Annotated in this window: 25 protein-coding genes and 1 pseudogene; 8 read left to right on the top strand and 18 right to left on the bottom strand. The window is 45.4% G+C overall.

Features of this window, described 5'->3' with window-relative positions; all coding sequences use genetic code 11:
- Positions 1–2: 2 nt before the first annotated feature.
- The 17 genes from RDN93_RS12040 to RDN93_RS11960 form a co-directional block, all read right to left on the bottom strand.
- Positions 3–563 (bottom strand): hypothetical protein, encoded by a 561-nt coding sequence (locus RDN93_RS12040; RefSeq protein WP_308745764.1) that lies wholly within the window; start codon positions 561–563, stop codon positions 3–5.
- Positions 538–1107: an outer membrane lipoprotein carrier protein LolA gene (locus RDN93_RS12035; RefSeq protein WP_374047406.1), complete on the bottom strand. Its 570-nt coding sequence runs from the start codon at positions 1105–1107 to the stop codon at positions 538–540. Before RDN93_RS12035 ends, RDN93_RS12040 begins: the two co-directional genes overlap by 26 nt.
- Before the next feature lie 62 nt (positions 1108–1169).
- On the bottom strand, positions 1170–2210 hold the full coding sequence (locus tag RDN93_RS12030) for a PDDEXK nuclease domain-containing protein (RefSeq protein ID WP_308745762.1): 1041 nt from the start codon (positions 2208–2210) through the stop codon (positions 1170–1172).
- A gap of 11 nt (positions 2211–2221) precedes the next feature.
- Entirely contained in the window at positions 2222–2905 is a 684-nt protein-coding gene (locus tag RDN93_RS12025; RefSeq protein ID WP_308745761.1) for a polysaccharide deacetylase family protein, read from the bottom strand.
- Positions 2902–3828, bottom strand: coding sequence for a beta-ketoacyl synthase chain length factor (locus RDN93_RS12020; protein ID WP_308745760.1), 927 nt, complete (start codon positions 3826–3828; stop codon positions 2902–2904). The genes RDN93_RS12025 and RDN93_RS12020 overlap by 4 nt, the downstream gene beginning before the upstream one ends.
- A gap of 12 nt (positions 3829–3840) precedes the next feature.
- Entirely contained in the window at positions 3841–5136 is a 1296-nt protein-coding gene (locus RDN93_RS12015) for a beta-ketoacyl-[acyl-carrier-protein] synthase family protein (RefSeq protein ID WP_308745759.1), read from the bottom strand.
- A gap of 3 nt (positions 5137–5139) precedes the next feature.
- On the bottom strand, positions 5140–5421 hold the full coding sequence (locus RDN93_RS12010; RefSeq protein WP_022137629.1) for a phosphopantetheine-binding protein: 282 nt from the start codon (positions 5419–5421) through the stop codon (positions 5140–5142).
- 17 nt (positions 5422–5438) lie between these two features.
- Complete coding sequence (locus RDN93_RS12005) at positions 5439–7235, bottom strand: beta-ketoacyl-[acyl-carrier-protein] synthase family protein (protein ID WP_308745758.1); 1797 nt, start codon at positions 7233–7235, stop codon at positions 5439–5441.
- The gene (locus tag RDN93_RS12000; protein ID WP_308745757.1) at positions 7220–7663 is read right to left on the bottom strand and encodes an acyl-CoA thioesterase; all 444 of its coding nucleotides are present in this window, start codon (positions 7661–7663) and stop codon (positions 7220–7222) included. The genes RDN93_RS12005 and RDN93_RS12000 overlap by 16 nt, the downstream gene beginning before the upstream one ends.
- Positions 7660–8094 (bottom strand): hypothetical protein, encoded by a 435-nt coding sequence (locus RDN93_RS11995; RefSeq protein ID WP_024986851.1) that lies wholly within the window; start codon positions 8092–8094, stop codon positions 7660–7662. Before RDN93_RS11995 ends, RDN93_RS12000 begins: the two co-directional genes overlap by 4 nt.
- 1 nt (position 8095) lies before the next feature.
- The gene (locus tag RDN93_RS11990; RefSeq protein ID WP_308745756.1) at positions 8096–9190 is read right to left on the bottom strand and encodes a class I SAM-dependent methyltransferase; all 1095 of its coding nucleotides are present in this window, start codon (positions 9188–9190) and stop codon (positions 8096–8098) included.
- Positions 9171–10112: an acyltransferase gene (locus RDN93_RS11985; protein WP_308745755.1), complete on the bottom strand. Its 942-nt coding sequence runs from the start codon at positions 10110–10112 to the stop codon at positions 9171–9173. Before RDN93_RS11985 ends, RDN93_RS11990 begins: the two co-directional genes overlap by 20 nt.
- A 2-nt stretch (positions 10113–10114) precedes the next feature.
- Positions 10115–10366, bottom strand: coding sequence for an acyl carrier protein (locus RDN93_RS11980; RefSeq protein ID WP_024986853.1), 252 nt, complete (start codon positions 10364–10366; stop codon positions 10115–10117).
- Positions 10367–10386: 20 nt separating this feature from the next.
- Positions 10387–11610, bottom strand: coding sequence for a beta-ketoacyl-[acyl-carrier-protein] synthase family protein (locus tag RDN93_RS11975; protein WP_308745754.1), 1224 nt, complete (start codon positions 11608–11610; stop codon positions 10387–10389).
- 28 nt (positions 11611–11638) lie between these two features.
- Positions 11639–12367, bottom strand: a complete 729-nt coding sequence (gene fabG, locus RDN93_RS11970) for a 3-oxoacyl-ACP reductase FabG (protein WP_308745753.1) — start codon at positions 12365–12367, stop codon at positions 11639–11641.
- Between the two features lies 1 nt (position 12368).
- Positions 12369–13892 (bottom strand): aromatic amino acid ammonia-lyase, encoded by a 1524-nt coding sequence (locus RDN93_RS11965; protein ID WP_308745752.1) that lies wholly within the window; start codon positions 13890–13892, stop codon positions 12369–12371.
- 145 nt (positions 13893–14037) lie between these two features.
- Positions 14038–14469 carry a thioesterase family protein gene (locus RDN93_RS11960; RefSeq protein WP_308745751.1) on the bottom strand — a complete coding sequence of 144 codons (432 nt, stop codon included), beginning with the start codon at positions 14467–14469 and terminating at the stop codon, positions 14038–14040.
- 78 nt (positions 14470–14547) lie between these two features.
- Between RDN93_RS11960 and RDN93_RS11955 the strand changes: the two genes are divergently transcribed.
- The 8 genes from RDN93_RS11955 (at position 14548) to glmM (ending at position 24067) form a co-directional block, all read left to right on the top strand.
- A complete protein-coding gene (locus tag RDN93_RS11955) occupies positions 14548–15111 on the top strand; it encodes an L-threonylcarbamoyladenylate synthase (protein ID WP_308745750.1) in 564 nt (187 codons plus the stop codon).
- Complete coding sequence (locus RDN93_RS11950) at positions 15112–16905, top strand: chloride channel protein (protein WP_308745749.1); 1794 nt, start codon at positions 15112–15114, stop codon at positions 16903–16905.
- A 2-nt stretch (positions 16906–16907) separates the two neighbouring features.
- A complete protein-coding gene (gene fmt, locus RDN93_RS11945) occupies positions 16908–17876 on the top strand; it encodes a methionyl-tRNA formyltransferase (protein ID WP_308745748.1) in 969 nt (322 codons plus the stop codon).
- 66 nt (positions 17877–17942) lie between these two features.
- Positions 17943–18593, top strand: a complete 651-nt coding sequence (gene rpe / locus RDN93_RS11940) for a ribulose-phosphate 3-epimerase (protein WP_308745747.1) — start codon at positions 17943–17945, stop codon at positions 18591–18593.
- 10 nt (positions 18594–18603) lie between these two features.
- On the top strand, positions 18604–20763 hold the full coding sequence (locus tag RDN93_RS11935; RefSeq protein WP_308745746.1) for a ComEC/Rec2 family competence protein: 2160 nt from the start codon (positions 18604–18606) through the stop codon (positions 20761–20763).
- 46 nt (positions 20764–20809) lie between these two features.
- Complete coding sequence (locus RDN93_RS11930) at positions 20810–21847, top strand: bifunctional oligoribonuclease/PAP phosphatase NrnA (protein ID WP_175631105.1); 1038 nt, start codon at positions 20810–20812, stop codon at positions 21845–21847.
- A gap of 118 nt (positions 21848–21965) precedes the next feature.
- The gene (locus tag RDN93_RS11925; RefSeq protein WP_308745745.1) at positions 21966–22637 is read left to right on the top strand and encodes a DUF4827 domain-containing protein; all 672 of its coding nucleotides are present in this window, start codon (positions 21966–21968) and stop codon (positions 22635–22637) included.
- Positions 22638–22675: 38 nt separating this feature from the next.
- Positions 22676–24067 carry a phosphoglucosamine mutase gene (glmM, locus tag RDN93_RS11920; protein ID WP_308745744.1) on the top strand — a complete coding sequence of 464 codons (1392 nt, stop codon included), beginning with the start codon at positions 22676–22678 and terminating at the stop codon, positions 24065–24067.
- Positions 24068–24133: 66 nt separating this feature from the next.
- Here glmM and RDN93_RS11915 read toward each other — a convergent pair.
- A pseudogene (locus RDN93_RS11915) lies at positions 24134–24522 on the bottom strand (hypothetical protein); the annotation flags it as partial.

Below are 24522 nucleotides of genomic sequence, written 5' to 3'. Positions count from 1 at the left end.
TATTAAATCTCTTTAGATAGTTTGTCCAGGCGAATTGTCAATCGTATCCATGGATGCTTTATTTCTATTTGTACCGGGTCGCCCGGAATATCGCCTGTGATGTATAAGACAGATTTCCCGAAGCCCTTTCCACTGGCTCTTTTTTCCGTCGAACCGTCTTTGGATATCTTCGCACGGACGCTTTCCTCGCTTAGAAACAGGCGTTTGAAGTCCATCTCCAGAAGTTTCAGCACCTTTTCTTTTTTCATGGGTTCGATGCAACTGTTGACATTGAACTTGCCATCTTGAAGGGAGAAGTCGAAAAGGCTTAGCCCGAAATAGGTGGACGCCACTATCCGGATTTCATTGTCGGGCATACGGCGTACTATCAGCATGCCGCTCATGTGATGCTTCATGAAGTCCAACTGGATATTATACTTTTGCGAGCTTTCTCCTTTTGCCAGTTCGATAGCAGGCGGCACTATGCTGCTTTCCCCGCTTATGCGCGGAGAGCAGGAAACCGATAACTGCATCACTAAGAAAAGCAGAACCGTCCGACTAACGAATCGCAAACTTCGTCTCATTCTTCAGGGAGTTGAACTTTTTGTTATAGAATTCGTATTCGGTATAATTCGTGGCTGTTTCGGACAGGCGGAGTTTGTGTACCGACATATCTTTCTTGTCCAGGTAGATTTCTATTCCGGAGATATAGGCTTGTACGGCTTTATTGACCGGCTTTATCTTGACCAGATAGAATTGTGCGTCTTCAAAGTAAGCCAGTTGGTAGTTGGACGACATTTTGGAGAGGTCGCCTATCATGCAGGCGGTCAGCATATCCTGCATCTGTCCCATCATCTTGTTGGCGCTCAGGTTCATAATGTTTTTCTTACCGTCCGAAACGATTTTGAGCTTACTGCCGTTTATCACGATGAGATAATCCATCGGGCGGAAATATTCCATGCAGATTTTGTTGCTCTTCTGGTAGTAGAACTTCCCTTTGGAAGTTACTTTTTCGTCGAATATGTCGAGATATTTCACTTGCGTGAAATCACTTTCGATAGATTGTACGGTCTGTGCTTCTTCTGCTAGGCGTTTCTCAAATTCTTGAAGTTGCGTCAGCTTCTTCATGCCCTGCGCATGGGCAGAGACAATGGACAAGATACTTAATAATAGGTATATGAATGATATCTTCATACTTTATCTTTTAACATTCGTTGATTACGGACTAATTCCCGTTCAAGTTCCTCTTCTGTTGGCAAGACAGTTCTATACTTGGACGCAAAAATTTGTTTGCTTTCATTTAATACGGAATATTTGACAATTGTTTCATCTTTATCTGTACAAAGAATAATACCGATCGTAGGATTATCGTCTTCTCCTCGTTTTAAGTCATCGAACATTCGTACATACATATCCATTTGCCCAATATCCTGATGAGTGAGCTTATTGGTTTTCAAATCTATAATAATAAAGCATTTAAGAATGTAATTGTAAAAGACTAAGTCAAGATAGAAATGATTGGTTTCAGTACTAATGCGCATTTGGCGGGCGACAAAAGAAAACCCTTTCCCCATTTCGAGTAAAAACTTTTGTAGGTGTGAAACAATTTCATTTTCTAATTGAGACTCATGGTAACTAGAGTTTTCAGATAGTCCAAGAAACTCAAGTATATAGGGATCTTTTATAAAATCATATGTAATGGCATTGGAAGTGGTAACGGTGTTGATGATATTTTCTTGAGTAGAGATAATTCTTTGATAATATTTGCTTTTTATATTTCGTTCCAGAAGCCTTACCGACCAGTTTTGAGAATGGCTTTCTTTGAGATAGAATTCTCTTTCAAGGACATTGTCTATTCTCATTATCAATCGGATATGTGACCAAGTCAATTCTCTACACACTGTGTAGAGAATTGACTCTTCAGGAAATACAAGATAGAATTGACGAAAGTTCCATAGGTTTGCTACAGAAAGTCCTTGTCCAAACTCTTTTGTTAAAGCGATGGATAGGTTTTTGATTAAAAAGCTACCATAATCTGCCCTTTCTTTGCCTTCTTGTTCTTGCTCTACAATACGTTTCCCTATTTTCCAATAGGTTTGTGTCATGATAGAATTGACAGTTGTATAAGTTTGAAGACGTGCATTCTGTAACATCTCTCGTATTTCACTGAAGAACTTTTCTTCTTTTGGAGAAGATGATAATTTACTTTCAGACCTCTTTAATGTATTCATAATTAGGTTCTTTATTGAAATTTTAGTTCGTCCAGCCGGACAATGGTGTATCCCTGTTCTTTCAGTAAATCCAGTATCTGCTTCACCAGTTGCCCGCTGTCCGGCATCCGGTCGTGCAGCAAGATGATAGAGCCTGGTTTAATACCTTTCCGGATTCTGTCGAGTACTTTATCCGGTTCCGGCTGTTGGGTATCCAGTGTACGGATGTTCCATCCTATAGAGGTGTAACCCAATTGCCGGACGGCTTTCGCAATCGTCGGATTGGTGACCCCGAATGGCGGACGAAACAAAGTTACTGGCTGCGAAGTTACTCGTTCTAGTTCAGACTGACAAGTTTGCAGGTCTTTTTTCATCCTGGAGAGTCTGTATAGCGGGAATAAACCGGAATGGGTAAATGAATGATTTCCAATCAGATGTCCTTCCGCTACCATTTGCTGCAATAACTTCTCATTTCCTTCAATCTTGCGTCCGATACAGAAGAAACAGGCTGTTGCTTGGTGTCCTTTCAGTACTTTCAGTACTTTCGGAGTCTGTATTGGGTCAGGACCATCGTCAAAGGTCAAGGCTACTACCTTTTCTCCAGTACGCTTTCTGCAAAACGAGCGGAGATAAATCCCCGACCGGATGCTATAAGAAGCATAGACGAGAAAAGACAGTATCAGCAATGAACCAAGTACGAGACAGGTGATAATCATACGCTTTTCCGGATTAGAATCAAAGAATGATTGATGGAGTGGTGATGATTATAAATCAGTATATTCGTAGGAGTGGTGCAGTTCTCTGATTCTTTCACTACTTTCCATACGGCATACGATGAGGCGGTAGGATACTCGCCACATTCGTCTTTGAAGCTGAGATGGATGCTTTCCGGAAAGAGGCGGGACAGTTGCTTATTCTTTCCGGTCATAAACCATTGGATATCCCTGCTATTTAATCCATTCCGTTGCAGAAAGCGCATGATACGGTTTTCGATTTCTTCTGTCGTTTGCTGCCCGGCGAAAGTTTCTACCCCTTTTATTTCAGCGAGCGGGTGTTCTCCGGCTTCCCGGCTCAACAGGAAGAATTGCGCGCCTTCTCCGGCTTCTATCCCTTTCAGTATGCCCAGTCGCTGTTGGATAGTGTGACTGGTATCCGTCATTTCGTCCATGGCTCCTATAAGTATATGCCCGCTTCCTTCCCAAATCTTCATCATGGCATCCAGCAAAGCACTTTCAAAACTTAAGCCGCGGTGTACATAAGTCATGTTGTAGGCATGTATCCCACGTATCAGAGCGATTTGCGCACCGATTGTATTGAATGTCGACTGGATGAAAGGGGTAGGGTTCAGCATCCGTTCTTCATTGTCTATCAGTGTATTCAGAAACTTTTCCGTATCGACCAGGCAGCCTAGTCCTGTGGCTGTGATAATTCCCTGTATTTCTTCGGGCGGCAGTCCGCCTATACATTCCAATCCGCAGGCTACCCCCATTTTTACGATGCGGCTCATGCGTCTGCGCAAGGTCGCATTGGTAATGATGTTCTTATAATCAGGCTCACAGGCTTGGAGATAAGGACGGCTGTCATCCGTTTTTCCTTGTGGATGAATCGAGGCGATGCGTTGGATATAGACTGGCTGCATAGACATAATAACTTAAAGATTCGTTCCTTGCGGAATATTAGTTGCGGAAAAAAGAAGCGATGAATCGTTCCCACCGAAACCGAAAGAGTTGGATAATACATGGCGGACGGGGATTCCTTCCCGGAAAGTCGTTTCCGGTATCAGTCCCGTTTTGTATGTCAGTCCCGTTTCGGGCATCGCGTCCGTGAAGTTCAGGTTCGGGTAAGTCATACCTTTATATATGGAAAGAACGGAATATACCGCTTCAATCCCTTCGGAAGCTCCTAAAGTATGTCCGATAAAGGCTTTCACCGAACTGAACGGCGGAACGTGCTCTCCGAAGATTCTCCGTAATGCCATTCCTTCCGATGCATCGTTGCCGGGAGTGCCTGTACCGTGCACATTGATATAGTCTATCTCTTCGGGAGAAATACCGCTCGAAGCGATTGCTTCGCTCATTGACAGAAAGGCGCCGTCTCCTTCTGGAGAACTTCCCGTCTGGTGATAGGCTTCGTTTGTATTGGCGTAACCGCTTAGTTCGCAATAAGGAGTTCGCCGGAGTGAGCTTTCCGGTTGAAGCACTAAGTAACCTGCCCCTTCTCCGAGGTTGAGTCCCGTACGCGAACGGTCAAAGGGACGGCAATGTGCCTTATCCAGAATCATAAGAGAGTTGAATCCGTTCAGTGTGAACCGGCAAAGTGCGTCCGTTCCCCCGACAACGACAGCATCCAATACCCCGTGTTTTATCATCCTTGCTCCCAACATGATGGCGTTGGCGGCTGACGAACAGGCGGTACTGATGGTTGTTATGAAATCGTTGATGCCCAAGTAGGAAGCAATCAGTTCCGTACTGGCTCCGCAGTCGTGGGAGATGACTTCACGCAATCGTCCCCGTTCGGGATTCTCTTTGAAAGATTCATAGAAATGCTCGCTTAAATCCATGCCGCCGACAGAAGTTGCAGAAATAAAACCGATACGTAAAGGTTGAGAGTCCTGTTGTGTATGCTGAGAGTCTTGGTGTGTATGCTGTGACGGTTGCTGTGCATGCTGTGATGTTTTCTGATTCAGTCCGGCATCTTCCAGCGCTTCTTTAGCCGCCACCATTCCCAACAATGCTGTGCGTGAGACAGTCCGTTGCGGAGGGATGCCCAGCAATTGTTTCAGTTCCTCATTGCTATGCTTTACTTCGGATACGGGCACGTCGAGGGCAGTCGGGAAAAGAGTTACTTTTCCGATGCCATGTTTCCCTTGTCTCAAAGCCTCTATGTTTTCGGAAACTCCGATGCCGATGCCCGAAACAACTCCCAGTCCGGTGACATAAATCTTCATGCGTCAGGCTTTACGATTGGCTGCAATGTAATCAGACAGTGTGCGTACCGAATAGAAGATTTGCTTTCCTTCGCCCGGATTTTCTATTTTAATACCATATTCACGTTCCAGAATCAGTATGATTTCGAGGGCGTCGATAGAGTCAAGACCAAGGCCTTCATCTCCGAACAGGGGTGCTTCGTCGTCTATATCTTCCGGAGTGATTTCTTCCAGGTTTAACTCTTCAATGAGTTTACCTTTCACTTCGTCCATCAGTTCTCTTGGGGTTTGATTTGAATTATCCATAAGTTGTTGATATGTTATTAATAAGTCGTTGATATATTAGTAAGTTGTTTAAATTCTGCCTGATATTGTCCGTCCATCAGTTCGCACCAGCCTATGATGCAGGTGCGCAACTTCCCTTTAGCCATTACGATACGTGCGTAATCCTCTAAAGAATCAGGCTCGTAATGCGGACAGACAAAGAAAGTATTCTCTCCCTTTATCTTATGCCGGATGCAAATCTCACCCAGCACTACATTGGGGAGCGTATAGACAAATACGGCGGGACTGGCGGCTTTGTCTCCTTCCTTGCTGATAAGGGTCTGATGTTTGCAGTCCGTATCCAGCGATGAAGAAGCGTTGGCAAGAATAATTCCAATCTCTTCCGGCTGATAATCAGTTTCTTTCAATAAGTAGCCGGCAGCCACGTATCCCAGTTTACACAGGTCATCCATTTTATAGAACTTCATATTGTTGTCTCCCAAGTTCTTATAGGCTTCCCGGATAAACGGTGCAAAGTCCGTCTCTGAAGAGTTGAATATGACTGTTCCGTCACGCTCTACCACCCCCGGTCTGATAGTGATACTGTTCACAGATTCGGTGAGTGCCTTGGAAAAAGGAACCTGTTTTTGGCGGCGACGAGCGGCAGGAAGAGATAATACAACTGCGGCATTGCATCCACCGAAACCGGAAGCGGTCTTGACGCAACATTTCATCGGTATCGGTTGATGCGTGCCATAGACGGTGACAGGCATAGGAACACCGAGTGTTTCGTAGCCTAAAGTCCCGTAAAGTATTCCTGTTTTCAACTGCTCCATACAAAGGATAGTTTCAATAATACCCGAAGCTCCTAACGTATGTCCGAAATAAGGCTTCAAACTATTCACCGGAACAGTTGATAATCCTGCCAGATGGATAGCTTTGGATTCCATTTCATCATTATAAACGGTAGCTGTCCCGTGTGCATTGATAAAGCTGATGTCTCCGGGAGTTACTCCGGCTTCTTCCATTGCCTGGTTGATAGCTAGTGCCAGTCCGTCTCCCGTCCGGGAAGGACCGGATATGTGGTTGGCATCATTGCTGACAGCTCCACCGGAGAGAATAATATCATTGGCGTTTCCTTGAGTTTCTAAAAGAACGGCTCCGCAGGCTTCGCCCAAGCTTAATCCGTCCCGTTGGATATCGTAAGGTCGGCAGCGCTGTGCGCTGACAGACCGGAAAGACAGGAATCCGCTGGTGATAAAATGAGACAGAATATCTCCACCGGCAACGATGACCCGTTTGTAACGTCCCGATTCTATCTGCCTTTTAGCTACAATGAGTGCCGAAACTCCTGATATGCAGGCATTGGAAATGACATCTACCTGATTGCAGGCTCCGAAAAAGTTGCCGATTCGCTCCGCCATTTTCCAAAGAAAGGCAGGACTGTCCGTTGGAAGCTGTATAGACGAACCGTTCGATTCACCCGGAGCAACCAGTTCGTCCGAAGCAACCTGCTTACTTAATAAATCGACATTCCCTTTTGTCGTAGAGAGCAGTAAGGCACAATCCGGTTCACGGAGACTGGCTCCCGACTGGGAAATCACCTCTTGAACAGCCAAGATAAATAGTTGTTCCATACGGGTATAATCCGTTATCTGCATCTGTTTCGCCCGTCTTTCCAATTCGGCAGCGTCAATCATACCTGCCAGTAGCGGGCTGTCGGATATCCGTCCGGCCTCCTGAATGCGGATACCACTCCGGCAGGCACGGATAGCTTCCGTATTTTCCTGTATGCCGAAGCCCAGCGAAGTAATAAGCGTATGAGCTGTAATATATATGTTCAGAGAATGTTCCATTTCTTTTTCCATTCCATATAAAACGGCGGATTAATAAGTTCCAGTTCTTTATTCAGGTTCAGGAATACTTGCATTGTGCTTCCGGTAGCTACTACGCTCTGGTCGCTAGCCCGATAGATAACATATTCGAACTTTATCTTGGCGGCTTCGCAGACGATATAGCGTGTCTCGACAATTGCCTCTTCACCGAAAGATAACGACTGCTTGAACTGGCAGGTCAAGTCGACAATGGGAACCATGTACCCTTCGCGGTAAATACTCATATAATCCAGACCGTACTGCTTGCCGAAGGCTTCCCTTCCGTCTTCAAAATAACGCACGTACTCACCGTGCCATACGATTTGCATGGAATCTATTTCGCTGAACCGTACTTTGAATGTAGTCCGGTTGGTCAGAGCGGGCGTATGTTGACTCGTTTTCCGTTTCATCCTTTCTTGATAAATATTTTCATCCGACATTCGGCTATCAGCTTCTCATCGGCTTTTACTTGTGCGGCAATCAGGGTAATATCGAATACTTCCTGCACGACGGTAATCTCGGTAAATAGCTTCATTCCCACTTCCGGTAAATCATAAATCCTGAGTTTGTCCACCGAACCGATAAAGCCTAGCGGAACCTGTGCGCCTTGCCGGGTGTAGATAAACCCGATACGTGCGGCTGCCGATTGGGCGATGTGCTCGATGATTCCCGGTTCTTGCAGTTTTCCTGCTTCGCAGAATATATTATCGGGCGTGACGGTCAGTCCGGAATATGAACAGTTCTCTTCAATGCCGAAGAAACTGTCCACCATGACAATAGGCGGGCGTTGCGGAATCAGTCCGAGTATTCCTTCTCCGTGTATGATAGCTTCCCTGTTCATCTTAATCCGCATTATTTTCTGTGGTAGTTTTCAGTTTGCACTGTACAATACTGTGTCCCATTCCCAGGTGGTCGTGCATTTCTTCTATTTCCAGTCCGGCTGCTTCGATGCATCGTTTCATGTCGTCCGAATGGTACATCTTGCTGTTGCCGTTTGCCATTGCTGTGAAGTAGAGGCTGATTTGCGTCAGGCAGTAGGCGGCTGTATCAAACTTCTGCCGGTTCCAGAAAGTCTCCATGATATAGAGCCGGCTTTCTTTGTCCATAGAGCGGGCGGCACGTGTCAGTATGCTGGTCACTTCTTCTTCCGAGAAGCAATCGAGGAACTGGCTCATCCAAATGGCGTCGAATCCCGTGGGGAAAGGAACTTTCGGGTCGAGCAGGTTAGCTCCGTGCCCGTGGATACGTGCTGCTCCGGGCAGTTCTTTGGTCTGTTGGCGCATCATCTCCAGTTGTTGCGGCAGGTCCATGATGGTCACTTCCACTGCGGCGTCATAGCCTACACATTTTGTTGCCCAACGACCGGTATTGCCGCCTACGTCCAACAAAGTCTTGGGATGACGGGCGAAAACGATAGCCAGTGCTTCGTCAAACGAGCAATCCGAATAATAGTGGTCGAAACCAAACCAACTCTTCTGTACTTGTGACGGCAGACTGGACAATCCTTCATAAATCGTACTCCATTCTCCGAATACTTTCAGCCCTTCGGGGCGTCCGTTGGTCAGAGCTTCTTCAAGATGGAACATACCCAGATAATTGACATCATGGTTAAAGTCCATGTTGACACGCACCATCTTGTCATTAAGCAGGAACCATCCGGCTTTGGCGAGTGAGTACCGGCCTTCGTGCAGCAACACCGTTCCGATTGTCAACGATGCTTCCAATAACACTTGTGCGGCATAGGAAGACAGTCCGCAAGCCTTGCTGATTTCTTCCTGCGTCCGTCCGTTCCGGTGGTCCGCAAGTAACTGGAAAATACCGAATTTAAGCATCAATCGCGATACCTGAAATACAATGGGGCCGAAAGCTATCTCCTGTGCCAGGCGTTGAGCTTCTACCGCTGTCAACGGCTCTTTGTCATATCTGTTCTGTTGCATCTTTTTGTCTTTCTTTTGAATCTGGTGACTGCTTTCCGGCAGGTTTCCAGAAGGGGTAATAATTAAACCATTGTTCCGGATAACGCTTTAGTATCTGTTCCAAGGCAACGGTATATTGTTCGAGCAGAGCAGTCTCCGCTTTCTTATCTTTGTTTCGTACCACCGGCTCCGCCACGATGAAATGAAAACGGTACGTTCTTCCCGGTTCCCGCATGGCGAAATAAAACACGACAGGTACTTTCATTCGCGAAGCCAACAAGAAAGGTCCGGCAGGGAAAGGGGCTTCCTGTCCCAACAATCTGCCTGTCAGTAGCTTTTCCTTATTCAGGTAGCGGTCGCCTTGAAAACAGACATATTCTTTTTTGTTCAACGCTTCGGTGATGCGGAAAACGTGTGTCAGATTGTCTTCATTGACAGGGATAATCTTGTATTCCTTCTCCCGCCCGTTTTTCTCCAACATCTCCTTGATTTTGCGATGCTCGGCATCGTACATCACGATATTGATTTTCTTTCCGTAATCATCAAAGAAAGGAACGCCTATTTCCCAGTTTCCCACATGGGCGCCAATCATAATCACTCCCTGTTCGCTGTCCAATAACCGCAGAAACTCCGGATATCGTTCAAACTCAAACCGGTACCGGTCTGCTTTCCCGTTGCCGATGGCTACCTTGTCAATCAGAATCTGTCCCAGCCGGTAATAGTTGCGCAGCAACATTCCCACAGAACGTATCCGGCTGTATTTCAGGATGTGGCGGGCATAAAACCAGGTGCTTTTCGTCGCTTTCGGGGCGAACGGTATAAAATAGAGGACTACCAGGCTCAAGAAAATATAAGCGGCAGTGATGCCCAGATACTTAATCAAATAAATAAAGAATAAGTATCCGAATGTTCCACCTCTGGTTTTGCCTTTCCACGTTGACATACTTATTTAGCTTCCTGCATACGGGTAATAACAAGATTGTAGAAGTCCTGGAAGGTCTTGATACCGGCAAAATCCTGTCCGGTCACGTTAAATCCGAAATTCTTTTCTACTAGTACCACCATGTCGACCAAGTCCAGGCTGTCCAGTTCGAGAGTTTCCATTAGCGGTGCATCCGGCTGGATGACGTCGATGTCTACTTCAAACTCTTCTGCCAGAGTGGTTCTTATTTTCTCGATGATTTCTTCGTTTGTCATATGGTTTCTCTTTTAATCTATTATTTATTGAATTTACGCACTATCAGAGTGGAATTGGTTCCACCGAATCCGAAGGAGTTGGATAGGAACGTGTCGAACTCCAGGTCTACCCGTTGCGCCGGAATGTTCAACTGCGCCGAGGCTTCGTCCGGCTCCTCAAAGTTGAGATTGGGAGCGATGAAATTGTTGTTCATCATCAGGGTGGAGTAGATTACCTCACTGGCACCCGCCATCCACATCTCATGTCCTGTCATGGACTTGGTGGAAGCTACATATGGGCGGTGTCCGGCAAACACCTCCGCGATGGCTTTCGCTTCGTTCAAGTCGCCTACCGGGGTTGAAGTGGCGTGCGCATTGATATATTTGATACGTTCGAGCGCAATACCTGCATCCTTGATTGCCATTTGCAAAGAACGCCTGGGGCCGTCTACATTCGGCACGGAAATATGTTCGCCATTGGATGAAAAACCGTATCCGACCACTTCAGCCAGAATAGGCGCGCCTCTTTTCACGGCAGATTCGTAGCTTTCGAGCACCAGACTGGCGGCTCCACCGCTTGGTATCAGTCCGTCCCGTCGCTTATCGAAAGGTTTCGAAGCCTTTTCCGGTTCTGCTTCCTGGGTGGAGAAAGCGCTTAACCCGTCAAAACTACCTACGGCATACGGGTTCACTTCCTGCGCGCCGCCGCATAAGATACAGTCCTGCAATCCCGATTTGATAAGCAGATATCCCATACCGATGGCATGCGAACCGCTGGCGCAGGCTCCTGCGATGGTAAAGTTGACACCCCTTAGCTTGAAAATGACAGACAGGTTCATTGTCACGGTAGAGTTCATCGACTGGAAGATGGAACCGGAACCGACCAGTGCCGTATTCTTCTTTTCACGGATAATGTCCACCGCATTGATGACAGGGGCGGCACTGCTGTCGTTGCCATACAGGATACCGACTTCGTTGCTTTCGAGGAAAGCTTCATCAATGCCGGCATTGCGGAAAGCCTCTAACGTCGCAAGATAAGCATATTCTCCCTGTTCCGGCAGACAATGACGTTTCCGCCGGTCCAGTAACTTTTTCAGGTCGGGACGTTCCAAGATACCTGTAAGTGCGGAAAAATAACCTAGTTCTTTCCGTACCGGGTCTATGCCGATACCCGATTTCCCATTGTATAGTGAGTCTTTTACTTCATCCAGGTTCTTGCCGATGCAAGAATAAATCCCCATTCCCGTGATAACAACTCTTTTCATTATTTTAGTCTATTCTATGCTTTTGTTTTTAAGTATATAGTCCGCCGTTGATGGAAATTACCTCTCCCGTGATGTAGGATGATGCCGGAGATGCCAGAAAACCTACCAGGTCGGCCACTTCTTCCGGAGTTCCGAAACGTCCCGCTGGGATATGCTTCTTCCATTCGTTTTCGTCAATTCCTTCGGTCATGTCTGTGCGGATAAATCCCGGAGCCACCGCGTTGACCGTCACTTTCTTCTTGGCTACTTCCTGTGCCAGCGCTTTGGTCGCGGCAATCACACCGCCTTTGGCTGCCGAGTAATTGGCCTGTCCCGGCATTCCCTGGATACCTGACAAGGATACGATATTCACGATGCGCCCGTAGCGTTTCACCAGCATGTTCTTCAATAAAGGCTGTGTCACATGGAAGAAACCGTTCAGGCTGATGTCGAGCACTTTACTCCATTCTTCGCCTGTCATCCATAACATCAGGTTGTCCTTGCGGATGCCCGCATTATTGACCAGCACTTCGATATATTCGTCGGGATGCAGTGAAGACCAGTTGCCCAAAGCAACGGCAATCGCTTCGGAATCAGTGACGTCGAACTTCATCAATTCGCCGTCGCTCCCTTTCTCCCGTACTGATTGCAATGTCTTTTCCGCTTCCGCATCGTTACTCTGATAATTGATAAGTATAAAGTAGCCCATTTCCGCCAGTTTGCAACTGACGGCACGGCCGATACCTCGGCTTCCACCGGTTACTAATGCGTATTTCATTTTATTTATTTTCTTTTTTGAGATAAGCTATCATGGCTTCTATCTCTTTATATTTAGGTGTGTCATTGGTGAAAACAGGGAAGAAGCTACGAATTTCATCGTAAACCTGCCGGCTTTTCGGACTTAGTTTCTCCTGTATCTTCAGATAGTCGACAGCCTGTACCATCCCCATGAACTGAATAGCCATCACTTGATAGGAATTCTCAATGACAGTTTTTGCTAATAAGGCGGAGTTAGTACCCATACTGACAATATCCTGATTGTCATTGTTGTTGGGGATACTGTGGACGTACATCGGGTTCGATAAGGTCTGGCATTCGGCGGTGGTGGACGTTGCCGTGAACTGGGATGCCTGCAGACCGTAATTCAGTCCCAACACTCCTAAATTGACAAATGGCGGCAGGATGCCGTTGATGCGGTCATGGAACAAATAGTTGATTTGTCTTTCGCAAAGCATAGTGAGCTTGGTCACGGCGATTTTCAGTTTGTCCATTTCGAAGGAGATATAGTCTCCGTGAAAATTGCCGCCATGATAAATATTCTGTGTTTCCGGGTCGACAATCGGATTGTCGCAAGCGGAGTTTATCTCATTGATTAATACTTCTTCCGCATTCTCCAGTTCGTCATAAATGGGGCCGAGTATTTGCGGAACACAGCGCAGAGAGTAATAGGGCTGTACTTTATGTTCGAAGATTTTTTCTTTGTGTACTTGGTTATACAGTTCGTTCTCTCTTTGGAGCACGCATTGGCTGCCACTTACCCATTCCCGCATCATAGCGGCAATTTCCCGTTGCCCGCGGTGATGTTTGGCTTCGTTCAGTGCCTGAGCCATAAAGTCATCGTAAGAGGCGGCGACTTCGTTCATCATAACGGAAGCGGCTACCGACCAGCGAAGTAGTTTTCGGGCATAAATCAGGTTGACGATGCCGATTCCTGTCATTACGGAAGTTCCGTTGGTCACGGATAATCCTTCACGGATACGCATAGAGAAGGGTTTCAGACCATTTTTCCGGAGTACGGTGGCGGCATCACGCAATTTTCCCTGATAGAAGACTTCTCCTTCTCCTATCAATGTCAGGGCTATGTGAGCCAGTTGCACGAGGTCGCCGCTGGCGCCTACGCTTCCGTGTTCGGGGATAAAAGGGGATATGCCACGATTGATAAATTCGGAAAGAAGCGATACCAGTTCCACGTGCACTCCCGATTTTCCTTGCAGGAAAGTGTACAGGCGGGCAATCATAGCTGCTTTCACATAAAGTTCGGGGAGCGGTTTTCCGGCACCGGTAGAGTGGCTTCGGATGATATTGTATTGAAGTTCAATCAATGACTGGTCTTCTATTCTGTATTGTGCCATCGGGCCGAACCCGGTATTGATACCATAAATAATCTTATCGCTGGAGAAAGATTGCAGGAAATTGAAACTTTCCTCTACTTTTCGAATACATTCTTCGGAGAGTTCCAGTTTCTCGTCTTCAAACAATACTTTATAAAGGGTATCTAAATTTATACTTTTGTCAGCTATCATTTTCTGTACTAGATATTTTATGCCTTAGTAATAAAGTGCAAAAATAGGTATTTTCTGTTATATAGCTGACATGAATCAAAATAAAACTTTTTCGAAGAAACTGGTTTTGCTTGTTTGGTATCCCATTATTTATGAGATATCCAATTTACGCTTTCTGCAAATTCCGTCCTTCATAATTACATATCGCCTCTATCCATTCTTTGGTCAGCGGCATAGACTCATGTTTCTCCAAATCGAAAGTCACCATGATAGACTTGCAGATGCATTTAACCTCGTTCGTATCCGTATCGATTACCCGTTGAATCAGGTGAAAGCTCTTGGTGCCTATCTTGGAGACAGCCGTCTGCACGGCAATGTGGTCTGACGCAAAAATCTGCTTTACGAAATCCGCTTCGATATGAACGACAACGATGCCGATCTTTTCCCAATCTACTCCCGGACATACTGAAGCGAAGTATTCAGTCTTCCCTAAATCGTAAAAAGAGAAATAAACAGTGTTGTTGACATGACCGAATTTGTCTACGTCATTGAAGCGCAACTGAATAGGCAACGTGTGGTGAAATACGATTTCTTCCATTGTTTTCACTTAATCTTTTTGAATTCGGCGCAAAAGTACTACTTTTGCGTGTTATTCTCAACAGAAATTAATCAAGAAATGATAGAAGATATTAAAAAAGCCTGTCAGGTGATGAATGAAGGAGGAGTGATTCTCTATCCCACCGATACCGTTTGGGGTATAGGCTGCGACGCGACTAACGAAGAGGCTGTACGCCGTGTATATGAGATTAAGAAACGTGCTGACAGCAAGGCTATGCTGGTATTGGTAGACACTCCCGTGAAGGTGGATTTTTATGTACAAGACGTTCCCGATGTAGCATGGGATTTGATTGAAGTAGCCGACAAGCCGTTGACGATAATTTATTCCGGTGCACGGAATCTGGCACCGAACCTGTTGGCGGAAGACGGAAGTGTGGGTATACGTGTCACCAACGAGGATTTCTCCAGACGCCTTTGCCAGCAATTCCGCAAAGCGATTGTTTCTACATCGGCGAATGTGAGCGGACAGCCCGGTGCCGCTAACTTCAGCGAAATCAGTGATGAAATCAAATCGGCAGTAGACTATATCGTCGGCTTTCGCCAAGAGGATATGAGCCGGCCGAAACCCTCAAGTATTATTAAGTTGGACAAAGGTGGAGTGATTAAGATAATTCGCGAATAAATGAAAGAGGAAAAACTGAGTTTATTGCAGCGTTGCATCAAATGGCGCGAAGCTAATATAAAGGAAAAGCAATTTATCCTGATATTAAGTTTCCTGGTCGGAATCTTCACAGCGTTTGCCGCTTTGATATTGAAGTTCTTTATCCACCAGATACAGAATTTCCTGACCGATAATTTCAATGCAACGGAAGCCAACTACCTGTATCTGGTATATCCGGTAGTCGGAATCTTTTTGGCAGGCTGGTTTGTGCGTAACATTGTCAAAGATGACATCAGCCACGGAGTAACCAAGATTCTATATGCCATTTCCCGCAGGCAGGGACGCATCAAACGACATAATATCTGGTCGTCCACCATCGCCAGTGCGATAACCATCGGATTCGGTGGTTCGGTAGGAGCAGAGGCACCGATTGTCCTGACAGGTTCGGCTATCGGCTCCAATTTGGGAAGCGTATTCAAGATGGAGCATCGTACCTTGATGTTGCTCGTAGGCTGTGGAGCGGCAGGCGCCATTGCCGGTATCTTTAAGGCACCGATTGCCGGACTGGTATTTACTTTGGAAGTGCTGATGATTGACCTGACCATGTCTTCTCTGCTTCCTCTGCTGATTTCGGCAGTGACGGCGGCTACCGTTTCCTATATAACTACCGGTACGGAAGCCATGTTCAAGTTTCATCTCGACCAGGCATTCGAATTGGAACGTATTCCTTTCGTTATCCTTTTGGGCATCTTTTGCGGACTGATTTCTCTCTATTTCACACGTGCCATGAACTCAGTGGAAGGCGTTTTCGGGAAACTGAAGAATCCTTATAAAAAACTGGCTTTCGGTGGCGTGATGTTGAGCATACTGATTTTCCTTTTCCCGCCTCTTTACGGTGAAGGATACGATACGATTAACCTTTTGTTGAATGGTACGTCTGCCGCGGAGTGGGATACGGTGATGAACAACTCTATGTTCTACGGCTATGGCAACCTGTTGCTGGTATATCTGATACTGATTATCCTGCTGAAAGTTTTTGCATCCAGTGCGACGAACGGTGGCGGTGGTTGTGGCGGTATCTTTGCTCCTTCACTGTACCTGGGGTGTATTGCCGGGTTCGTCTTTTCCCATTTCAGCAATGACTTTGAATTTTCTGCCTATCTGCCCGAAAAGAATTTCGCTTTGATGGGAATGGCTGGAGTAATGAGCGGAGTTATGCACGCCCCATTGACAGGGGTGTTCCTGATTGCAGAACTGACCGGTGGGTATGACTTGTTCCTTCCGCTGATGATTGTATCTGTGAGTTCGTATCTGACAATTATCGCGTTCGAGCCCCATAGTATCTACTCCATGCGTTTGGCAAAGAGGGGACAACTGCTTACTCATCACAAAGATAAAGCAGTACTGACATTGATGAAAATGGAGAATGTGGTGGAAAAGGATTTTGTTGTCGTGCATCCCGAAATGGACTTGGGCGAATTGGTGAAAGCCATCGCTGCTTCCCACCGAAACGTGTTCCCGGTGACAGACAAGAAAACAGGTGAACTGTTGGGAATTGTCTTGCTCGACGATATCCGCAACATTATGTTCCGTCAAGAACTTTATCATCGTTTCACTGTTAGTAAATTAATGACATCTGCTCCTGCCAAGATATTCAATACGGACGGAATGGAACAGGTGATGCAGACGTTTGACGATACCAAAGCCTGGAATCTTCCCGTAGTTGACGAAGAAGGACGTTATGAAGGCTTTGTCTCTAAATCGAAGATATTTAACTCATACCGACAAGTACTGGTACATTTTTCGGAAGATTAGTTATGAAAAAAGAAGACTTAAGAATAGTATATATGGGTACTCCCGATTTTGCGGTGGAGGCCCTGCGGCAGTTAGTAGAAGGTGGTTACAACGTCGTGGGTGTGATAACGATGCCCGATAAACCTGCCGGACGTGGACATAAAATACAGTATTCTCCTGTCAAGCAATATGCGCTCGAACAGAATTTGCCATTGCTTCAACCGGAAAAGTTGAAGGATGAGGCTTTTGTGGAAGCATTGCGCGAATGGAAAGCGGATTTGCAGATTGTAGTAGCCTTCCGTATGTTGCCGGAGGTGGTATGGAATATGCCACGATTGGGCACTTTTAATCTTCATGCGTCTCTGCTTCCCCAATATCGCGGGGCTGCTCCCATCAACTGGGCAGTAATTAACGGTGATACGGAAACGGGTATTACTACTTTCTTCCTGAAACATGAGATAGATACCGGAGAAGTAATCCAGCAAGTCCGTGTGCCTATCGCGGATACGGATAATGTGGAAGTGGTGCATGATAAACTGATGGTGTTAGGCGGTAAATTGGTGGTTGAAACGGTAGATGCCATCTTGAACGGTACGGTGAAACCGATACCCCAAGAAGAAATGGCTGTTGTCGGTGAGCTTCGTTCCGCTCCGAAAATATTCAAGGATACCTGCCGGATTGACTGGAACCAACCGGTGAAGAAAGTCTATGATTTTATCCGCGGACTATCCCCTTATCCTGCTGCATGGAGCGAACTCACTACTTCTGAAGGCGAAACCATAGTCGTGAAAGTCTTTGAAACCGAGAAGATTATCGAATCCCACCAACTGCCCGTCGGAATGATTGTGTCGGATGGAAAGAAATACATTAAGGTAGCTGTGCCGGATGGATTCGTATCTGTCCTTTCATTGCAATTCCCCGGCAAAAAACGTCTGAAAACGGATGAATTGCTTCGCGGATACCGTCTGGCAGATGGATGTAAGATGAAATAACCCAATAATATAGATAACATGAACTGTCTCGAATTTGAGACAAACCGAACCTAAAATAAAAGAATTATGAAACCAATTATCGCTCCTTCCATTCTTTCCGCCGATTTCGGATACTTGGCGAAAGATATTGAAATGGTGAACCGCAGTGAGGCGGAATGGGTACATATTGATATTATGGACGGAGTATTTGTCCCTAATATATCATTCGGCTTTCCGGTACTGAAATATGTTGCAAAGTTGAGCAAGAAACCGCTGGATGTGCATCTGATGATTGTAAACCCGGAGAAGTTTATTCCGGAAGTGAAAGCACTGGGTGCTCATACGATGAACGTGCATTATGAAGCTTGTCCGCACTTGCACCGCGTGATTCAGCAAATCAAGGAAGCTGGAATGCAACCTGCCGTGACAATCAATCCGGCAACTCCGGTAGCTTTGCTCCAGGATATTATCCAAGATGTATATATGGTGCTTGTCATGAGTGTTAATCCGGGATTCGGCGGACAGAAGTTCATAGAACATTCAGTAGAGAAAGTACGCGAACTGCGTGCCTTGATTGAACGGACAGGTTCGAAAGCCTTGATTGAAGTGGATGGGGGCGTAAATTTGGAAACAGGTGCCCGTCTCGTTGAGGCAGGAGCCGATGCCTTGGTGGCGGGCAATGCAGTCTTTGCAGCCCCGGACCCTGAAGGGATGATTCGCCAACTGCATAACTTGTAGTTATAACGCGTTGAATACGTTTTATCTTCATAAATATCCGTCTATACGCCTGATTATCCCTTGGATAGCAGGCGTTTTTTGTGGTGACCGCTTTTTCGGTTGTTCACCGCAACTCTTCTGGGGAATTCTTGTATTCTGCTTTTTCTTTGGATTGTCCATAGCCTTTTATTTCCTTGAACGTTACGCATTGCGCTGGTGTTTCGGGATTATTGTCTTTGCTCTTTGTTTTACAGGCGGATGGATTGGCATAACTTGGCAACTGCAACAAACAACGGATTATACTTTTCCGAAAGAGGAGACTGTTTATCGGGTTTTGATAACGGACGTGCCTCAAGCTAAGGAACATACTTATCTCTGCCAAGTATTATTAAAGGAACATTGTGACTCTATCGACAGCTACCCGATAGAACGAAAATCAATCCTTTATCTGCAGCGAGATTCGGCAAGTTCCCGATTAAAGAGCGGAGATGAACTGTTAGTATCCACCCGCATATCTCCACCTGTCAACAATAAGAACTTCGATGAATTTGATTATGCCCGCTATCTGACGAGGAGGGGGATTAGTGGAACGGGCTACGTCCCATCCGGAAAGTGGATTCTGTTATCTTCAAACTCACCCCCCATTTCTTTATCTTTACCGCCAGGCGGTACCGTTAATCGTTCTTCCGGTATGAGTATTCTTAATCTTAGGAATATAGCCAACTCTTGTCGAGGGAAAGTAATCTCTCTTTATCGTGAGTTAGGATTTGATGGTGATGAGTTGGCCGTGCTTTCTGCATTGACCATAGGAGATAAGACAGACCTGAGTGAGTCGGTTCGTGAGAGCTATTCTATAGCCGGCGCAAGTCATATTCTTGCTCTATCCGGTCTGCATATCGGGCTTTTATGTGCCTTGCTTCTCTTTATCTTGAAACCACTAGCCAAAAGAGGGAAAACAGGTCGATGTGTACGTGCTGTTTTGCTCTTTCTTTTATTATGGGCTTTTGCCTTTCTTACAGGACTTTCACCATCGGTAGTCCGTTCGGTCACTATGTTTTCTCTTTTGGCTGTTGCGGATATATTCGGCCGCCAATCTTTTTCTTTGAATACATTGGCTGCTACTGCCTGGATAATGTTGCTTTGTAATCCGGTATGGCTGTTTGATGTAGGCTTTCAACTTTCTTTTGTTGCAGTAATTTCTATTTTACTTCTTCAGCCACCTGTCTACCGTCTGTTTACAATGAAGAATAAAATAGGTAAATATGTTTGGGGAATACTGAGTGTATCCATTGCTGCACAAGTGGGGACGGTTCCACTGGTAATGTTTTACTTTTCCCGCTTCTCCACACACTTTCTGCTGACTAATTTAGTTGTTATTCCTTTGGTAACCATCATCTTGTATGTTGCTATTCTTATGTTGTTCCTCACTCCGATTTCGTGGTTTCAGGTATGGGTAGCGGAAGGAGTAAGAAGACTATTGGAAGTTCTGAATCTATTTGTACGATGGGTGGAACAACTACCTTATTCATCTATTGATGGAATATGGCTTTATCAATTGGAAGTATTCGGTATTTATGTCTTTCTGTCTCTGTTGTTCTATTATTTCAAGGTTCGACGGTGCAGGAATCTGATAATCTGTCTTTGTTCCATCCTGTTATTAAGTGTTTGCCATATTATGATGTATTGGATTGGCCGTCCGCAGTCCAGCCTGGTCTTTTACAATGTGCGCGGTTGTCCGGCTGTCCATTGCATTGAGAGTGACGGGCATTCCTGGATAAACTATGCCGATACACTCCCGGACAAGAAACTTCTGAAACGGGTGGCAACTAACTATTGGAATCACCATCACCTTCTATTGCCGGAAGAAATAACTGCCGATTGTCAGACCGGCGCATTTTCCCGTCAGCAACAAATAATATCCTATTACGGATGCCGTGTCTGCATGGTGACCGACAACCGTTGGCGGAACAAATCGGCTGTTTCTGCGTTATATACTATTGATTATCTTTACTTATGCAAAGGCTATGACGGTCATCTGGAAGAACTAACCAAACTCTTTGCTCCCGGCTGTATCCTGTTGGATGCCTCTCTTTCGGAACGCCGCAGAAACTGTCTTGAAGAGGAGTGCAGGCAATCCGGTTTGCGTTTTATCTCTTTATCCGAAGAAGGTTCTGTTTGCTTTTTGCTCTAAGTACAAAGAATTATCGTACATTTGCACCCTGATAAAATAGATGAGTATGTTAACAAAAGTAATAGAACAAGCCAAAATAGACCATTTCACCAAATGGTTCGAACGAGCTGACAAAATAGTAATTGTATCTCATGTATCTCCTGATGGCGACGCCATTGGTTCCTCACTGGGATTATATCATTTTCTGGACTCACAGGAAAAGACAGTAAACGTAATCGTGCCTAACGCCTTTCCCGACTTCCTGCGATGGATGCCGGGTAGCAAGGATATTCTTCTGTACGACCGTTACAAGGATTTTGCGGACAAACTGATAGCTGAAGCTGACGTAATCTGTTGCCTGGATTTCAATGCATTGAAGCGTATTGACGATATGGCGGATGCTGTAGCGGCTTCTCCTGCCCGTAAGATAATGATAGACCATCATTTGTATCCCGAAGAATTCTGTAAGATAACCATGTCTTATCCCAAGATTTCTTCTACTTCCGAACTGATATTCCGCCTGATTTGCCGGATGGGTTATTTCAGTGACATATCCAAGGAAGGTGCCGAATGCATTTACACAGGTATGATGACAGATACCGGTGGCTTTACCTACAACTCGAACAACCGGGAGATTTACTTCATCATCAGCGAACTTCTTTCCAAAGGAATTGACAAGGATGATATCTACCGTAAAGTCTACAATACATACTCCGAGAGCCGTTTGCGCCTGATGGGATACGTATTGTCGAACATGACTGTTTATTCGGATTATAACGCTGCATTGATAACGTTGACAAAAGCCGAGCAAAGCAAGTTTAATTATATAAAAGGTGATAGTGAGGGTTTTGTCAATATCCCTCTTACCATCAAGAACGTCTGTTTCTCCTGCTTTTTGCGGGAAGATACCGAGAAGCCGATGATTAAGATTTCCCTTCGTTCGGTGGGGACTTTCCCATGCAATCAGCTAGCTGCCGAATTTTTTCACGGCGGTGGGCATCTGAACGCGTCCGGCGGTGAATTTTTCGGAACGATGGAAGAAGCAAAAGCGGTTTTCGAGAAAGCATTGGAGAAGTATAAACCATTACTAACAGCCAAAAGCTAAAGATGGAAGGTTAAAAGTGAATATGGAAAGGTTAAAAGATACGAACTTTCAACTTCCCCCTTTCAACTTTTGATGATTTTAAGATACATTTGTACGGAATATAGCTAAATAACAGATAATGAAGAAACTTGTATTTTTATTTCTCTCCTTGTTAACCGCTGGAAGTCTGTTCCAGGCATGCGACAATTCAAAGACCTATGCAGAAATGCTGGAAGATGAGAAAAATGCTGTAGAGAGGTTTATCAAAGATAGTGCGATTCATGTGATTTCTGTAGATGAATTCGAGCGGAATGATACCGTGACGAAAGCGAAAGCGAATGGAGATGCTTATGATGAATTCGTCTTCTTCTCCGGTGAGGGGGTATATATGCAGATTATAGACCGTGGAGACTATGATGTAAATGATAAAGATGCTTATAAATTTGTAGACGGCAACATCATCTGTACCCGTTATGCGGAAACAAACGTTGATACCCGTGAACTCGCAGCCTTCAATATTCCTTTGGAAGAATACATGGATGCCGGACAATTATATGCTTATCCTGCCGTATTCCGTTATGTGAAAGCAGAAACTTATTCAGCCGGTACATTCATAGAGATGGACTATGTATGGGGACAATATTATGCAAGTACTGCTGTGCCTCAAGGATGGCTTTTAGCATTGCCTTATCTGCGTGACAATGCTCACGTACGTCTTATCGTTCCTTCAAAAATGGGACACCAGTCAGCGCAACAATACGTGACTCCTTACTTCTATGATATCACGGAATTCCGTAAAAGACGAAGCTAAGACACTAACATTTAAATAAATCTTTTAGTAAGAAACCTATGACTCTAATCAAATCTATCTCTGGCATCCGCGGAACAATCGGCGGAGGCGCGGGTGAAGGACTGAATCCGCTTGACATTGTTAAATTCACCTCAGCTTATGCTACTTTGATTCGCAAAACTTGCAAAGTACAGAGCAACAAAATTGTAGTGGGACGTGATGCCCGCATCTCAGGTGAAATGGTAAAAAACGTAGTAGTCGGCACCTTGATGGGAATGGGCTGGGATGTTGTAGACATCGACCTGGCTTCTACCCCGACCACAGAACTAGCTGTAACAATGGAAGGCGCTTGTGGCGGTATTATCCTGACAGCTTCTCACAACCCGAAACAGTGGAATGCGCTGAAATTGCTGAATGAACATGGCGAATTCCTCAATGCAGCCGAAGGTAACGAAGTACTTCGTATCGCCGAAGCTGAAGAATTTGACTATGCAGATGTAGACCACCTGGGTTCTTATCGCAAAGACCTTACCTACAATCAAAAACATATCGACAGCGTATTGGCTCTTGACCTGGTAGATGTTGAGGCTATTAAAAAGGCTGATTTCCGTGTAGCTATCGACTGTGTCAATTCAGTAGGCGGCATCATCCTTCCTGAACTTTTGGAACGTCTGGGTGTGAAGCATGTAGAAAAACTCTACTGCGAACCTACCGGAAACTTCCAACACAACCCGGAACCGCTTGAAAAGAACCTCGGTGATATCATGAACTTGATGAAAGGTGGAAAAGCGGATGTAGCATTTGTAGTGGACCCTGATGTTGACCGTCTGGCAATGATTTGCGAAAATGGGGTAATGTACGGTGAAGAATATACACTGGTTACTGTTGCCGACTATGTACTGAAGCATACTCCGGGCAACACGGTATCAAACCTGAGTTCTACCCGTGCCCTGCGTGATGTAACCCGCAAATACGGTATGGAATACAATGCTTCTGCCGTAGGCGAAGTGAACGTAGTAACGAAGATGAAAGCAACCAATGCCGTTATCGGTGGTGAAGGAAACGGGGGAGTAATCTATCCCGCCAGCCACTACGGACGTGACGCATTGGTAGGTATCGCTTTATTCCTTAGCCACTTGGCTCACGAAGGAAAGAAAGTCAGCGAACTCCGCGCTACTTATCCGCCTTACTTTATCGCTAAGAACCGTGTAGACCTGACTCCGGAAATTGACGTAGACGCTATCCTTGCTAAGGTAAAGGAAATCTATAAAGATGAAGAAATCAATGACATCGACGGTGTGAAGATTGACTTTGCTGATAAATGGGTGCACTTGCGCAAGAGTAATACGGAACCCATTATCCGTGTATATAGCGAAGCATCTACAATGGAAGCTGCCGAAGAAATCGGTCAGAAGATTATGAATGTGATTAATGAGCTGGCGAAGAAATAACAGTCTCATTTATATCGAAATAAAAGAAAGGAGAGCTTGCCAACCAAGCTCTCCTTTCTTTTATTATTATAGGCTTTCAATTTCATCGGGTGAGAATCCAGTTGCTGATGCAATAGCCTCAGTGGCAACTCCCAGTTCTTTTAATTTTCGGGCAGTTTCGATACGGGCTTCCAGCATACCTTCCTCTTTGCCTTCTTTCCTACCTTCTTTTCTACCTTCTTTCTTACCTTCTTCTAACCCTTCTTCCAGACCTTTCTTTCTTCCTTCTTCCAAGCCTTTCTTTTGGGCGAAGTCCAGCGTATTGAAATAGTCGTTATAGAATTTCCATTCCTCTTCGTATTGTGCCCTTTCTTCTTGAGTCATATTTGCTTTGGAAGCCATCTTTTCCAGTCGTTCGAAGACGGCTTTACGAGCCTTGAAAGGCATTCGGTCAAGTGTATCCATATGCTTTAATA

This window comes from uncultured Bacteroides sp. (assembly GCF_902491285.1).
GTDB lineage: Bacteria > Bacteroidota > Bacteroidia > Bacteroidales > Bacteroidaceae > Bacteroides.
The sequence above is the reverse complement of the archived record's forward strand: the minus strand, read 5'-3'. Positions and strand labels throughout refer to the sequence as shown.

Excerpts from the sequence above, each read along its gene's own strand:
- RDN93_RS11990 (WP_308745756.1), bottom strand. The coding sequence starts at position 9,190 with ATGCAACAGAACAGATATGACAAAGAGCCGTTGACAGCGGTAGAAGCT.
- RDN93_RS12035 (WP_374047406.1), bottom strand. The coding sequence starts at position 1,107 with ATGAAGAAGCTGACGCAACTTCAAGAATTTGAGAAACGCCTAGCAGAA.
- RDN93_RS11975 (WP_308745754.1), bottom strand. The coding sequence starts at position 11,610 with ATGAAAAGAGTTGTTATCACGGGAATGGGGATTTATTCTTGCATCGGC.
- RDN93_RS11965 (WP_308745752.1), bottom strand. The coding sequence starts at position 13,892 with ATGATAGCTGACAAAAGTATAAATTTAGATACCCTTTATAAAGTATTG.
- RDN93_RS11995 (WP_024986851.1), bottom strand. The coding sequence starts at position 8,094 with ATGAACAGGGAAGCTATCATACACGGAGAAGGAATACTCGGACTGATT.
- RDN93_RS11955 (WP_308745750.1), top strand. The coding sequence starts at position 14,548 with ATGATAGAAGATATTAAAAAAGCCTGTCAGGTGATGAATGAAGGAGGA.
- fmt (WP_308745748.1), top strand. The coding sequence starts at position 16,908 with ATGAAAAAAGAAGACTTAAGAATAGTATATATGGGTACTCCCGATTTT.
- RDN93_RS11950 (WP_308745749.1), top strand. The coding sequence starts at position 15,112 with ATGAAAGAGGAAAAACTGAGTTTATTGCAGCGTTGCATCAAATGGCGC.
- RDN93_RS12005 (WP_308745758.1), bottom strand. The coding sequence starts at position 7,235 with ATGGAACATTCTCTGAACATATATATTACAGCTCATACGCTTATTACT.
- RDN93_RS12030 (WP_308745762.1), bottom strand. The coding sequence starts at position 2,210 with ATGAATACATTAAAGAGGTCTGAAAGTAAATTATCATCTTCTCCAAAA.
- RDN93_RS11980 (WP_024986853.1), bottom strand. The coding sequence starts at position 10,366 with ATGACAAACGAAGAAATCATCGAGAAAATAAGAACCACTCTGGCAGAA.
- rpe (WP_308745747.1), top strand. The coding sequence starts at position 17,943 with ATGAAACCAATTATCGCTCCTTCCATTCTTTCCGCCGATTTCGGATAC.
- RDN93_RS11925 (WP_308745745.1), top strand. The coding sequence starts at position 21,966 with ATGAAGAAACTTGTATTTTTATTTCTCTCCTTGTTAACCGCTGGAAGT.
- glmM (WP_308745744.1), top strand. The coding sequence starts at position 22,676 with ATGACTCTAATCAAATCTATCTCTGGCATCCGCGGAACAATCGGCGGA.
- fabG (WP_308745753.1), bottom strand. The coding sequence starts at position 12,367 with ATGAAATACGCATTAGTAACCGGTGGAAGCCGAGGTATCGGCCGTGCC.
- RDN93_RS12000 (WP_308745757.1), bottom strand. The coding sequence starts at position 7,663 with ATGAAACGGAAAACGAGTCAACATACGCCCGCTCTGACCAACCGGACT.
- RDN93_RS11930 (WP_175631105.1), top strand. The coding sequence starts at position 20,810 with ATGTTAACAAAAGTAATAGAACAAGCCAAAATAGACCATTTCACCAAA.
- RDN93_RS12040 (WP_308745764.1), bottom strand. The coding sequence starts at position 563 with ATGAGACGAAGTTTGCGATTCGTTAGTCGGACGGTTCTGCTTTTCTTA.
- RDN93_RS12020 (WP_308745760.1), bottom strand. The coding sequence starts at position 3,828 with ATGCAGCCAGTCTATATCCAACGCATCGCCTCGATTCATCCACAAGGA.
- RDN93_RS11960 (WP_308745751.1), bottom strand. The coding sequence starts at position 14,469 with ATGGAAGAAATCGTATTTCACCACACGTTGCCTATTCAGTTGCGCTTC.
- RDN93_RS12010 (WP_022137629.1), bottom strand. The coding sequence starts at position 5,421 with ATGGATAATTCAAATCAAACCCCAAGAGAACTGATGGACGAAGTGAAA.
- RDN93_RS12025 (WP_308745761.1), bottom strand. The coding sequence starts at position 2,905 with ATGATTATCACCTGTCTCGTACTTGGTTCATTGCTGATACTGTCTTTT.
- RDN93_RS11985 (WP_308745755.1), bottom strand. The coding sequence starts at position 10,112 with ATGTCAACGTGGAAAGGCAAAACCAGAGGTGGAACATTCGGATACTTA.
- RDN93_RS12015 (WP_308745759.1), bottom strand. The coding sequence starts at position 5,136 with ATGAAGATTTATGTCACCGGACTGGGAGTTGTTTCGGGCATCGGCATC.